Here is a 13,280-nt window from a genome sequence, read left to right on the forward strand (position 1 = left end):
GCCATGCAGAACTATGACGATATTTTTCCGCTGGTGCGCGACATTCTGGTCGACATGTTTGAACTGGACGCGGAGCAAATCCAGCCGAATGCCAAGCTCTATGACGACCTGGATATCGACAGCATCGACGCCGTCGACCTGGTGGTAAAAATCAAGGAAGTCACCGGGCGCAAGGTAAAACCGGAAGACTTCAAAAGCGTGCGCACCATTGATGACGTGGTGATCGCCGTACAGAAACTGCTGGAAGACTGAATGCTGCGCGGCACCTTGCTGACCCTGCTGATCGCCCTCACTGTGGCCTACCCGCTGGCGGTTTACTATGGGCTGCAGCACGTTTCGCCACGGATAATGGCCGCCGCGTTGGCCGCCATTATCGGCCTGCGCCTGCTGGCTGATCGGCAACGCCGTTTCCTGCCGGTGGGCCTGGTGCTGCTGATCTTCAGCGCGGTGGCAATCTGGCGCGATGATCTGACCACGCTGCGTCTCTACCCGGTACTGGTAAACCTGGTCATGCTTGGCCTATTCAGCTGGACCTTGCTGTTTCCGCCCTCATTGATCGAACGCCTGGCGCGACTGAAAGAGCCAGACCTGCCCCCCAGCGGCGTACGCTATACCCGCCGGGTGACCCAGGTGTGGTGTGGCTTTTTTGTGCTCAACGGCAGCATCGCGGCTTATACCGCCCTGTACAGCAGCCTGGCCACCTGGACCCTGTACAACGGCCTTATCAGCTACCTACTGATGGGTACCCTGTTCGGCGGTGAATTTTTGCTGCGCCTGCGTATTCGCAAACAACCCGCGCCATGATGATGCTTACTCACCTGTTCCCCTCATTAGCCGATGACCATCTGATTGGCTGGCACCAGAACCAGCCCATCCGGGGCGAGCAGCTGTGCGCGGATGTGGCCGCACTGAGTGGCCAGCTGGACACACTCCCGGCGCGCCACTGGGCGGTCTTTCATGGTCACGCCTACCCAACGCTGGTGGCGCTGCTGGCCCTGTGGCAAACCGGGCGCAGCGCCTGGTTGCCCGGCAATAATCTGCCCGCCACCGAAGCCGCGTTGGCCGATCACTGCCAGGGCTTCCTGGGCGAATGGCAAACACCCACCCCCCTACCCAATGGCGACACGTTGACTCTCGGCAACGCCAGCCCGGACGCCGAACTGGTAATTTTCACCTCTGGCTCCAGCGGCGAACCCAAGGCGATCCACAAGCAATACCGCCAGCTCCTTAATGAGCTGGACACCCTGGAACAGGCCTTCGGCCACCGGCTCACCGCCGACACTGTGTTCGCAGGCACCGTCAGTCACCAGCACATTTATGGCCTGTTGTTCCGGCTGCTATGGCCCCTGGCCAGCGGTCGTCCACTGGTCAGCGAACAGCTGCAGGACCCTCTCAGCCTGCTCACCCGGGCCCAGTCGCAGCCTACTGCCTGGGTGGCCAGCCCGGCGCACCTGAAACGGCTACGCCACGATCTGCCCTGGCAAAAAACTCCACCGCTGCAGGCGATCTTTTCCTCCGGCGGCCCACTGCCCCGTGACATCGCCCTGCAGATGGCACAACAACATGGCCAACCGGTGACTGAAGTCTATGGCTCCAGCGAAACCGGCGGCATCGCCTGGCGCTGCCAGCAACCGGATGACGATAGCTGGGCACCGTTGCCCGGCATCCATGTAAAGACAGAACACGGGCGCGCCACCCTGCACTCCCCCCATCTTCCGGACGGCCAGCCCTGCCCGCTGGATGACCAGATAGAAGAGCAGTCCAACGGCCGTTTCCGGCTTGGCCCCCGCAAGGACAGCATCGTGAAAATTGAAGGCAAGCGCCTGTCGCTCAACACCCTGCGCAGCGCCCTGAACAACGCCGAGTGGGTGGCCGAAGCCGATGTCATCGTGCTGCCCGACCAGCGACTGGGCGCCATCGTGGTGTTGACCGCCACCGGTAGACAGGTCCTGGCCGAACAGGGTCGTCGCGCGCTCAGTCAAACGCTGCGCGCGCACCTGGCACCGCACGTGGATGCCGTGGGCCTGCCCCGCCGGTGGCGCTTTGTGGCGCGCTTGCCGGAAACCCCCCAGGGCAAACGCCCGCTGGCGCAGTTGCAGGCTCTGTTCACCAGCAGCCAGTCCCTGCTGCCCGAGCCGCTACCCGCAGAACCCCAGCCCGACCTCGCGGACAACACCGTTACCCTGGCCCTGCCCATCGACCACGACCTGCCCTGGTTCAGCGGCCACTTTGCCCAGCAAGGCGTGCTCCCCGGCGTGGTACAAATCGATTGGGCCGAAGGCTTTGCCCGGCAACACTTTTCGCTGCCCGGCACCCTCAGCCACCTGGAAGTCATCAAGTTCAACAGCCTGATCACCCCCGGCAACCCGGTGCAACTGAAGCTGGAATGGAAACCGGACAGCGGCAAGCTGTTGTTTGCTTTTCGCAGCCTGGACGATGACCGCCCACACAGCAGCGGCCGGCTGGTGTTCCACCCGGACAGCCCGTCATGAATGCCTGCATCGTGATTCCGGTATTCAATCATGGCGCCACCCTGGCCGGTGTACTGGCGCAGCTGCAACCGTTCGGGCTGCCGGTAATATTAGTGGATGACGGCAGCGATGCGGATACGGCCCGCACCTTGCGACAGCTGGCCAACGGCCATCCCGAACACATCACGCTGTACACGCGCACGGAAAATGGCGGCAAAGGCGCGGCGGTGATGGACGGCCTGCGCCAGGCCCGCCAGCTCGGTTTCAGCCACGCTCTGCAGATTGATGCCGATGGCCAGCACCGCAGCGCCGACCTGCCCCGTTTTCTGGACGCCGCCCGCACCAACCCGAATGCGCTGATCACCGGCACACCGCAATACGATGCCTCCGTGCCCAAGGGCCGACTGTATGGCCGCTACCTGACCCACGTGTGGGTCTGGATCAACACCCTGTCGCTGGATATTCGCGATTCCATGTGTGGTTTCCGGGTCTACCCACTGGTCCCCACCCTGGCCATCATCGACCGTGTGGCCCTGGGCAAACGCATGGAATTCGACTGCGAAATCCTGGTCCGCCTGCACTGGCAGGGCACGCCCATCATCAACCTGCCCACGGCCGTCCAGTATCCGGAAAACGGGCTCTCCCACTTCCGCTTGCTGAAAGACAACCTGCTGATCAGCAACATGCACGCCCGCCTGTTTTTCGGCATGCTGGTGCGCCTGCCATGGATCCTGTGGCGACGAATTCCGGGGCGGCGGCTGACATGAGTAACGGCAAGACCTGGTTCCATTTTGAAGAGCGCGGCGTGTTCTGGGGCATGCGCCTGATCCTGGCCACCTACGGCTTGCTGGGCCGCGCCGTGTGCCTGTGTCTGGTCAACGCCGTGGTGCTCTATTACTGGCTCAGCCATGGCAAGGCCCGCGCCGCCAGCACCAATTATCTGCAGCGCATCGCGCAACATCCCAACAGCACCGTGGTCGCCGACCGCCGCACCAGCCTGCGCCACTTTATGCAGTTCGGCGCCGCTGTGGTCGATAAATTTGCTGCCTGGCGCGGCGATATCACCTTCGAACAGGTCCACATTCCCGACCGCAGCCCACTGGAACGCATCCTCGACACCGGCCGCGGCGGCGTACTGATCGGCGCCCACCTGGGCAACATGGACGTGTGCCGGGCCATGTCGCAAATGCGCGACGACATCCGCCTGAATGTGCTGGTGCACACCCGCCATGCGGAAAAATTCAATCGCCTGCTGGGCGAAATCAGTGACAACGTGAACCTGGCGCTGATTCAGGTCAGCGAACTGAGTCCGGCTACCGCCATCCTGTTACAGCAACGGGTGGATGCCGGCGAACTGGTGGTCATCATGGGCGACCGGGTGCCGCTCAGTGGCGGCCAACGCACTGTGCCCGCCCCGTTCCTTGGCGAGCCGGCCCCCTTTCCGCAAGGCCCTTTCATTCTCGCCAGCCTGCTCAAGTGCCCGGTGCTGACCCTGTTCTGCACCCGCGAAAAAAACCATTTCCAGATTGAATTCCGGCCCCTGGCCGACCGCATTATCCTGCCCCGCCGTGACCGCGACACAGCCATGGCCGGCTACATTCAGGATTATGCCGCGCAGCTGGAAGCACAGTGCCTGCGCTATCCACTGCAATGGTTCAACTTCTACGACTTCTGGCATCAGGATACCCTCTGACCGTGACTCAACCGCCCACCCCAACCGTTACCTTCGATGGCGCCCCGGTGACCCTGGAACAGGTCTGCCAACTTTCTCGCCGGCAGGCCAACAGCCGGCTCGGCAACGGCGAATTCCAGCAGCGCATTGAGCGCGGCGCGACGTTTCTCGAACGTCTGCTGGCCCGCGAAGGGGTCATCTACGGTGTCACCACTGGCTACGGTGACTCCTGCACCACCGCCATTCCGGAAGCCCTCACCGGGCAACTTTCGGAGAAAATATTCACCTTTCATGGCTGCGGGCTGGGCGCACACTTTGATGCACAAAGCACCCGCGCCATTCTCGCCGCCCGCCTCACCAGCCTGTGCCGGGGTTATTCCGGAGTGCGCTATGAGCTGCTGCAGCAACTGCACCGGCTGCTCGACGAAGACCTGCTGCCCCTGATTCCCCAGGAAGGATCGGTGGGCGCCAGCGGCGACCTGACACCGCTTTCCTATGTCGCCGCCGCCCTGGCCGGGCAGCGCCAGCTACGACAGGGGGAGCAGATTCGCGAGGCATCCGAAGTCTTTGCGGAACGCCATATCTCCCCCCTGACCCTGCGCCCCAAGGAAGGTCTGGCGGTGATGAATGGCACCGCGGTGATGACCGGCCTCGCCTGCCTGGCGTTTGACCGGGCCAACTATCTGGTTTCCCTGGGCACCCGCATCACCGCCCTGGCCAGCCTGGCCATTCAGGGCAACGCCTACCATTTTGATGAAGTGCTGTTCTCGGTGAAACCGCACCCGGGCTCCCAGCTGGCCGCCCGCCGCCTGCGCGACGACCTGCAAGCCAGCAACGCCCCCAGCCACGAAGCCCGCCTTCAGGATCGCTACTCCCTGCGTTGCGCCCCCCATGTGCTGGGCGTGCTCAGCGACACCCTGAGCCAACTGCGCAGCTTCGTGGAAGTGGAACTGAACAGCGCCAATGACAATCCGATTATTGATGGCGACAACGAACGGGTGCTGCACGGCGGGCACTTCTACGGTGGCCACATCGGCCAGGCCATGGACAGCCTGAAAACCGCTACCGCCAGCGTCGCCGACCTGCTCGACCGGCAACTGGCGCAGCTGGTGGACGTGAAATTCAACCACGGCCTGCCCGCCAACCTGTCCGGTAGCACCGGCGCCGGCGCCTGCCTGGACCACGGCTTCAAGGCGGTACAAATTGGCGCTTCGTCCTGGACCGCAGAAGCACTGAAACTGACCATGCCCGCCACCAGTTTTTCCCGCTCCACCGAGTGCCATAATCAGGACAAAGTCAGCATGGGCACCACCGCCGCCCGCGACGCCCTGCGAGTGCTTGAGCTCAGCGAGCAAGTGGCCGCCGCCGGGCTGCTGGCCAGCTGTCAGGCCGTGGAACTGCGCCTGGCACAGGACGGGCGCGACATTCACAGCCTGCCACCGGCCCTGCGCGACACCCTGCTGGCGGTGCGCGAAGACAGCGCCCACGTCAACGAAGACCGGGCCCTGGAGCCCGAGCTACGGCAGCTGCTCAGCCGCATCCGCCAACAACACTGGAACCTGTATGCCGACACCAGCGAATAAACGCCTGCAACACAGCATCCAGATTGAGGTGCCCTTCCACGATGTGGACATGATGGAAGTGGCCTGGCACGGCCACTATGTGAAGTACTTTGAAGTGGCCCGCTGCGCGCTGCTGGAGCAGTTCAACTACAACTACCTGCAAATGCGCGAGTCCGGCTACGCCTGGCCAGTCATCGACCTGCACCTGCGTTACGCCCGCCCGGCCCGTTTTGGCCAGACCATCACCGTCACCGCCACTGTGCGCGAGTGGGAAAACCGGCTGAAGATCAGCTACCTGATCAGCGATGAAAACGGTCAGCGTCTTACCCGTGGCCACAGCATTCAGGTGGCCGTGGACATGACCAACGAGGAAATGCTCTACGTCAGCCCCCCCGTTCTTCTGCAACGGCTGGGTGTGGAAGGGGAACAGGAATGAAGCGGCGCGCTCTGCAATGGATGGTGACGCTGACCCTGCTGCCGTTGTTCGCCCACGCCCTGACACTGGCGGAGATTGAGCAGCAACTGGACCCGGCACCGGTCTTGAACGCAGAGTTCCGCCAACAGCAACACCTGGCCATGCTGTCGCGGCCACTGGTCTCCACCGGCTCGCTGTTATTGATCAAGGGCCACGGCCTGCAATGGCAAATGAAAGCACCTTTTACCAGCGATCTGAAACTGATCGACGGCACCCTCTACAGCAACGGCCAGGCAGACAGCCTACCCGGTGGCGACGCCTTTTCGCGACGGCTGATGATGGTTCTATCCGGCGATTTTTCCGCCCTGGACAACGCCTTTGAGATTGAGGCCAGCGGCCAACCGGAGCAATGGACCCTGACACTGGAACCGCGTAACGCCACTCTCAAGAAAGTCCTGCACGGCCTGTCCGTTTCTGGCGGCCGCACCCCGGAACAGTTCCGCTTGAACTATCCCAATGGCGATTACAGCGTGACCACGCTCAGCAATATCCAGCTCACCGACACCCCCACGGACGACGAGGAGCAGAGGCTTGCGCGCCCCTGATCGTCTTGCCGGTTTTCGCCTGAACCGCCCGCTGGGTGCAGCACTGTGGTGCCTGCTGATTCTGCTCGGCATCACCCTGGCCGCCTCTGGCCTGCGCTCACCCCACTGGCTGAACAGCAACCTGCTCGCCATGTTGCCACAGGACACCGTGCCCGCAGCGACCCGGCAGGTCAGCGATCGCTACCGGCAAACCTTGTCCTCGACAACCCTGTGGCTGACCCCCGGCGACAGCCCCGCCGACGCCGCCCGCCGCACCGAACAACTGCGCCGGGCCCTTGGCGGCAGCGCCCTGTTCGACGAGATCGGCCCGACCCTGTCCGAGCAGGATCTGCAGCAACGTTACCGGGCGCTGGCCCCGTACCGCTATCAGCTACTCACCCCCACCGACCGGCAAGCCGCGCTCTCGCAACCGGACGCCCTGATTCAACAGGCGCTGGCACGGCTCTATCGTCCCTCCGGCGCCTCCAGCCAGCAGTGGCAAGCGGATCCACTATTCCTTTTCGAACGCTACCTGGCGTCCCTGTCGCGCAATAGCACAGCACTGCATAACGGCATCGCCATGCTTTCCCACGGCGACCGCTACTGGGGCATGAGCCTGGCCAGCACTCGCCACGACAGCTTTGCCATCGATCAGCAAACACAGCTGGATGCGTTCCGCCGGCAGATGCAACAGGATTTCCCCGACACCCTGTTCACTGGCATGCCGTTTTATGCCGCCGCAGGTGCGGTGAGCGCGGAACGGGAAATTCGCACCGTGGGGCTGTTTTCGCTGGTCTGCATCGTGTTGCTGTTTGTGCTGGTGTTTGCCAGCTTGCGCCCCTTGCTGCTGGCCCTGATCAGCATCGCCAGCGGCGTCCTCTGGGGGCTGGCCGCCAGCCTGTGGCTATTCGGCGAACTGCATCTGCTGGCGCTGGTGTTCGGCGCCAGCCTGATCGGCGTGTCGGTGGATTACAGCATTCATTATTTCTGCCATTTACGCGGGCAGCCGGACGCCGCCCCCATTACGGTCCGCAACCGCCTGTTGCCACCGCTGGGACTGGCCCTGCTCAGCAGCGTGCTGGGCTACTCCGCCATGGCCTGGGCACAATTCCCCGGACTGCGGCAAGTGGCCGTATTCTCCATCAGCGGGCTGGTGATGGCCTGGCTCACCGTGATGCTGCTGTTTCCGGCATTGAGCCGACAAACCGGCGCGACCCTGTCGCCCTGGGTGGCGCGTCTGCACCGGATCATGGCCCACTGGCAGCGCCTGATCCTGCGCTTTCGCTGGCTGGCACTGGCCGCCGGAGCGGCCATCGTGTCCGGCATGCTGTGGCTGTCTGCAAGTGACGATGTGCATGATTACCAGACGCCCCCGGCACACCTGCAGGCCATGCAGACCCAGCTTGGCAAAATCACCGACAACGCACCCGGTGCCTATTTCGTGGTGCACGGTCGCGATATCCAGCACTGGTGGCAACGGGAACAACAACTGCACGACGCACTGCAGGCCGCCCATATCGATAGTGATGCCCTGTCGCGCTACTGGGTACCGGCGCAACAACAACACACGATCCATACCGCATTGGCCGACGGTGTTTTCCAGCACCCACGCTTTACCCGCTTCAGTGACACCGTGGGCATGACTGACGCTGCCCGGCAAAAAGTGCAGGCCGATTTCGACCAGCCGGTAACGCCCCTGTCGCTGCCCGACTGGCTACAACGGCTGGACAACCCGGCCCTCTCGCAACTGTGGCACGGCTGCGACGATCAAGGTTGTCGCAGCCTGGTGCTGGTTCGCGGCAAGGTGGATTCACCGCACGAGACACCACTCGCCACCTTCAACGCGCCGGATCAGGGCATCACCCTGATCGACGACGCCAGCAGCATCAGCTCGCTGATGGGTACCCTGCGTGACCACCTGCACCTGCTGCTGATTGCTGCCTACGCCCTCAGCGCCATGCTGCTCACCCTGGCCCGAGGCCCGGTGTTTGCCCTGCGGCTGCTGGCGGTACCCGCGCTGGCCAGCCTGGTAGTGCTGGGCAGCCTGGGCTGGCTCACCGGCCACTACGGCCTGATCCATGTGCTCGCCCTGTTCCTGATCCTGGGTATTGGCATCGACTACGCCATTTTCTATCAACAGGATGGCCATACCCCCACTGCCACCCTGGCCGTGCTGTTTTCTGCCACCACCACCTCGCTAAGTTTCGGCCTGCTGGGGCTGAGCGATACCCAGGTGGTGCATGATTTTGGCTTCAGCGTCTTTATCGGCATTGTGGCCGCGGCCTTGCTGGCACCTCTGTTTGCCGTCACCCCTTCACCTTTACCCCCTGCTTCGGAGAACAGACGCCCCCATGACCGACACTGATGTTCTTGTTATCGGCGCCGGCCCCGCCGGCACCATCGCCAGCACCCTGTTGAAGCGGGCCGGACACCGCGTGGCAGTGGTGGAAAAACAGCACTTCCCGCGCTTCTCCATCGGTGAAAGCCTGCTGCCACAGTGCATGGAATACCTGGAACAGGCGGGCATGCTGGCGGCGGTGGAAGCCGCCGGTTTCCAGAAAAAAGACGGCGCGGCGTTTGCCTGGGAAGAGCGTTCCACCCAGTTCCGCTTTGATGAACAGTTCACTCCCGGCTGGGGCTACACCTACCAGGTAGAACGCGACCGCTTTGATGCTCTGCTGGCCGATCAGGCACAACAACAAGGCGTGCCGATCACTTTCGGCTGCTCACTGGCCGCCATCGAAACCGCCCACACCGGTATCACTGCAACCCTGGAGCACGAAGACGGCCAGCAACAGACCGTGCGAGCACGCTTTGCTCTCGATGCCAGTGGTTTCGGTCGTGTATTGCCACGGTTGCTGAACCTGGAAAAGCCGAGTAATTTCCCGCGCCGCACGGCGGTCTTCAGCCATATCGATGACCACATCAGTGACCCACATTTCGATCGCAACAAGATTCTGATCACCGTGCACCAGCAACGTCAGGACGTCTGGTTCTGGCTGATTCCGTTCCCCGATGGCAAAGCCTCAATTGGCGTAGTCGCCCCGGATGACTTTTTTGCAGGCCTGCCCAGCGATAACAGCGACTGCCTGAACGCCGCGGTGGCCGGTGATACCCGGCTGGCTGCGCTATTATCCCGTGCCACCCTGCGCATGCCAGCCCGGCGTCAGGGCGGCTATTCTGCGTCAGTACGCAGCCTGCACGGTGAGGGCTACGCCCTGCTCGGCAATGCGGGGGAGTTTCTCGACCCGGTGTTTTCCTCCGGCGTTACCATTGCCATGCATTCCGCCAGCCTGGCCGCCGGCGTACTGGACCGCCAACTGCGTGGCGAAGCCACCGACTGGGAGCGGGAGTTCGCCCGCCCGCTACAACAAGGCGTGGACACCTTCCGCAGCTACGTGAGCGGCTGGTACGACGGGCGCTTCCAGAACGTGGTGTTCCACCCCAGTCCGCCGGAGGAGATCAAGCGAATGATCTGCTCCATTCTGGCTGGTTACGCTTGGGATCAGAACAACCCCTACGTACAACACCATCAACGGCGGCTGACCGCCCTGGCGGAAATATGTGCCGACTCCCTCTAACAGCCTCGCTGCTGATAGCGCTCCTGTTCAGCCTGCTCGGTGGCTGCCAACTGCTGGCACCGGCAGCGCCGCCACTCGCGGCCCCACTGCACCATGAGCATCAGCTGGAGCACCTGCTGACCCTCACCCATGACGGGCAACAACTGCGCCTGCGCTGCGTGCTGGAAACCGGCAACGGGGAAACCCGGGTCGTTGCGCTGAATGAAGCCGGGCTGGTGCTGGTGCAGATGCGCCAGAACGAGCAGGGCCTGACAGTAGAGCGCTCCGCACTGCTGCCCGATACCTTTCCCGCCGAACAGGTGATGGCCGATATTCAGCTGATTTTTTGGCCGGCCAGCGCCATCCAGGCCTCGCTGCCCACCGCCTGGTCACTGAGCGTCGAAGCCAATTCCCGCACCCTGTACCATAACGGCCAGCCGGTAACACAGGTGCACTATCAGGGCAGCCCCTGGCAGGCCCCCTCGGCGCTGAACAACCTGCGTTATCGCTACCAACTGAATCTGACGCCCTTGAGTCCAGACGCAACACCATGACAGACGTATATCTCAATCAGGTTGGCCTTCTTTGTGCCCTGGGCAACGACCGGGAAACGGTGCGCCAGCGCCTGCTGGCCGGCGACCGTAGTGGCCTGCAACTCAGCGACCAGTGGCACCCGGAGCACCCCAGCCCGGTAGGACAGGTGCACGCCACCCTGCCAGACATCCCGACAGCACTGGCTCGCTTTGCGTGTCGCAACAACCAGCTACTGATGGCGGCGCTGGATCAACTTCGCCCTCAATGGAACGGCCTGACTCAATCAATCCCCCCCAGTCGTATCGGCATTGTGCTGGGCACCAGCACCTCCGGAGTCGACAACGGCGAGCAGGCCATGAAAGCCTGGCGGACTCAACAAGCGGCCCCCGACAGCTACCATTATCAGCAGCAGGAACTGGGTAATGGCGCCGACTTCCTCGCCCGCTTGCTGGGCGTTGCTGGCCCGGCACTGACCCTGTCGACCGCCTGCTCATCCAGCGGCCGTGCACTGGCCACCGCCCGCAGCCTGATCCGCAAAGGCGTCTGCGATGTGGTCATCGCCGGCGGCGCCGACAGCCTCTGCGGACTAACCTTGCAGGGCTTCAGCAGTCTGGGCGCGGTGAGTCCGACACCTTGCAATCCGTTCAGCGCAAATCGCGACGGCATCAACATCGGCGAAGGCGCCGCCCTGTTCTTGCTGTCGGCTACCCCCGGGCCGGTGCGACTGAGCGGCGTGGGCGCCAGCTCCGATGCTCACCATATTTCCGGCCCCGACCCACATGGTCGAGGCGCCGTCGCCGCCATGGCCGCCGCGCTGCATGATGCTGGCCTTGCCCCGGACGACATCGACTATCTGAATCTGCATGGCACCGCCACGAGCCAGAACGACATCATGGAAGCCAGAGCCGTTCATGAGCTGTTTGCCGGGCAGGTTCCCTGCAGCGCAACCAAGGCACTCACCGGCCACTGCCTGGGCGCAGCGGCGGCTCTCGAAGCGGCACTGTGCTGGCTGTCACTCACTGCCGACCAGCCTGCCTGGCCGCCCCATTGCTACGACGGCCAGCGCGATCCAGCTTTGCCGCCCATTAACCTGCTGGACGGCAGCCAACCGGCACCAGCTACCGCGCCACGGCGCTGCCAGAGCAACGCCTTTGCGTTCGGCGGCAACAACCTGTCACTGATCCTGGAGACCTGCCCATGAGTCCCCCTGTGCAGCAATCCGGCGAATTCCCCGCAGTGGCCGATCTGCTCCCCCACAGCGGCGCACTGGTACTGCTGGACCGCATTGTGGCCGCCGATGATGAATCCCTCACCGCCACCGCGCAGGTCACCGCCGACGGTTTATACAACCAGGGCGACACCGTCCCCGCCTGGGTCAGCATGGAATATATGGCCCAGGCGGTGGCGGCCTTTGCCGGGCTGGCGCCTTACCACAGGGGGGAAGCCATTCCTCTGGGTTTCCTGCTGGGCAGCCGCCGAGTCGAGTTTAATTGCCCGCGTTTTCCCGTAGGCAGCACGCTCACCATCACCGTGGAAAAAATTCTGCAGGATGACAGCGGCATGGCCGTGTTTGAATGCCACCTGAGCGGTGATGACGCTCACCCCCAACGCATTCAGGCCAGTGCCCGCCTCAATCTTTACCAACCCACCGACAGCGATGCTTTTTTGCGAGACAACAATGACTAATCCTCCCCGCCCCACCGTTCTGGTTACCGGCGCCAGCCGTGGCATCGGCAAAGCCATCTGCCTGCGCCTGGCCGAACAGGGCTACGATCTGGTGGTGCATTATCGCCACCAGGCAGAACTGGCCGAACAGGTGGCAGAACAAGTACGCCAACGCGGCGGCGAGGCACGCACGCTGGCTTTCGACCTGGCCGACCGCAGCGGTGCCCGCCAGGCGCTGCTCGATGACGTGGAATCCCATGGTGCTTACTACGGCGTGGTCTGCAACGCCGGGCTCAGTGCCGACAACGCCTTCCCGGCACTCACCGACGAGGAATGGGACAGTGTTGTGCACACCAATCTGGACGGCTTCTACAACGTCTTACAGCCCCTCACCATGCCGATGATCCGGCGGCGCAAACCCGGCCGCATCGTGGTGTTGTCGTCCGTGTCGGGCATCATCGGCAACCGTGGCCAGGTTAACTACAGTGCCGCCAAGGCCGGCCTGATCGGCGCGGCCAAGGCACTGGCTGTGGAATTGGGCAAACGCAATATCACCGTTAACTGTGTGGCCCCCGGCCTGATCGAAACCGACATGACCGATGAACTGCCCCTGGATGAAATCAAGAAAATGATTCCTGCCCGGCGCGTGGGCCGCCCGGAAGAAGTGGCCGCCACGGTAGCGTTCCTGCTTTCCGAAGACGCCGGCTACATCACCCGCCAGGTGATTGCCGTCAACGGCGGCCTGTGCTGACAGGCGCAAAAGCCCCCCGCAGCGGCTGTGTTAACATGGCCGCCTTCAGCCCAGCAGGAAAGAATG

At 63.2% G+C, this 13,280-nt stretch carries 14 protein-coding genes; all 14 read left to right on the forward strand.

Going from position 1 to position 13,280, the window contains the following annotated elements:
• Positions 1-3: 3 nt before the first annotated feature.
• From CL546_RS08270 to fabG, 14 genes are read left to right on the forward strand one after another with little or no spacing between them, the layout of a single operon-like run.
• On the forward strand, positions 4-252 hold the full coding sequence (locus CL546_RS08270; protein WP_290494079.1) for an acyl carrier protein: 249 nt from the start codon (positions 4-6) through the stop codon (positions 250-252).
• A complete protein-coding gene (locus tag CL546_RS08275) occupies positions 253-804 on the forward strand; it encodes a COG4648 family protein (protein ID WP_290494080.1) in 552 nt (183 codons plus the stop codon).
• Positions 801-2,492, forward strand: coding sequence for an AMP-binding protein (locus CL546_RS08280; protein ID WP_290494081.1), 1,692 nt, complete (start codon positions 801-803; stop codon positions 2,490-2,492). The genes CL546_RS08275 and CL546_RS08280 overlap by 4 nt, the downstream gene beginning before the upstream one ends.
• The gene (locus tag CL546_RS08285) at positions 2,489-3,238 is read left to right on the forward strand and encodes a glycosyltransferase family 2 protein (RefSeq protein WP_290494082.1); all 750 of its coding nucleotides are present in this window, start codon (positions 2,489-2,491) and stop codon (positions 3,236-3,238) included. The genes CL546_RS08280 and CL546_RS08285 overlap by 4 nt, the downstream gene beginning before the upstream one ends.
• Positions 3,196-4,164 (forward strand): LpxL/LpxP family acyltransferase, encoded by a 969-nt coding sequence (locus CL546_RS08290; RefSeq protein ID WP_290494083.1) that lies wholly within the window; start codon positions 3,196-3,198, stop codon positions 4,162-4,164. The genes CL546_RS08285 and CL546_RS08290 overlap by 43 nt, the downstream gene beginning before the upstream one ends.
• Positions 4,165-4,166: 2 nt before the next feature.
• Positions 4,167-5,726, forward strand: coding sequence for an HAL/PAL/TAL family ammonia-lyase (locus CL546_RS08295; protein WP_290494084.1), 1,560 nt, complete (start codon positions 4,167-4,169; stop codon positions 5,724-5,726).
• Positions 5,707-6,141 (forward strand): acyl-CoA thioesterase, encoded by a 435-nt coding sequence (locus CL546_RS08300; RefSeq protein ID WP_290494085.1) that lies wholly within the window; start codon positions 5,707-5,709, stop codon positions 6,139-6,141. The genes CL546_RS08295 and CL546_RS08300 overlap by 20 nt, the downstream gene beginning before the upstream one ends.
• Positions 6,138-6,725, forward strand: coding sequence for a LolA family protein (locus CL546_RS08305; RefSeq protein ID WP_290494086.1), 588 nt, complete (start codon positions 6,138-6,140; stop codon positions 6,723-6,725). The genes CL546_RS08300 and CL546_RS08305 overlap by 4 nt, the downstream gene beginning before the upstream one ends.
• Entirely contained in the window at positions 6,712-9,069 is a 2,358-nt protein-coding gene (locus tag CL546_RS08310; protein ID WP_290494087.1) for an MMPL family transporter, read from the forward strand. Before CL546_RS08305 ends, CL546_RS08310 begins: the two co-directional genes overlap by 14 nt.
• Positions 9,056-10,285 (forward strand): NAD(P)/FAD-dependent oxidoreductase, encoded by a 1,230-nt coding sequence (locus tag CL546_RS08315; RefSeq protein WP_290494088.1) that lies wholly within the window; start codon positions 9,056-9,058, stop codon positions 10,283-10,285. Before CL546_RS08310 ends, CL546_RS08315 begins: the two co-directional genes overlap by 14 nt.
• A complete protein-coding gene (locus tag CL546_RS08320) occupies positions 10,267-10,818 on the forward strand; it encodes a DUF3261 domain-containing protein (RefSeq protein WP_290494089.1) in 552 nt (183 codons plus the stop codon). The genes CL546_RS08315 and CL546_RS08320 overlap by 19 nt, the downstream gene beginning before the upstream one ends.
• Positions 10,815-11,999 (forward strand): beta-ketoacyl-ACP synthase, encoded by a 1,185-nt coding sequence (locus CL546_RS08325; RefSeq protein ID WP_290494090.1) that lies wholly within the window; start codon positions 10,815-10,817, stop codon positions 11,997-11,999. Before CL546_RS08320 ends, CL546_RS08325 begins: the two co-directional genes overlap by 4 nt.
• On the forward strand, positions 11,996-12,484 hold the full coding sequence (locus CL546_RS08330; protein ID WP_290494091.1) for a hotdog family protein: 489 nt from the start codon (positions 11,996-11,998) through the stop codon (positions 12,482-12,484). Before CL546_RS08325 ends, CL546_RS08330 begins: the two co-directional genes overlap by 4 nt.
• Complete coding sequence (gene fabG, locus CL546_RS08335; RefSeq protein ID WP_290494092.1) at positions 12,477-13,214, forward strand: 3-oxoacyl-ACP reductase FabG; 738 nt, start codon at positions 12,477-12,479, stop codon at positions 13,212-13,214. The genes CL546_RS08330 and fabG overlap by 8 nt, the downstream gene beginning before the upstream one ends.
• The last annotated feature ends 66 nt before the right edge of the window (positions 13,215-13,280 follow it).

Origin of the sequence: Alcanivorax sp. (assembly GCF_002726155.1) — a bacterium.
Classification (GTDB): Bacteria; Pseudomonadota; Gammaproteobacteria; order Pseudomonadales; family Alcanivoracaceae; genus Alcanivorax.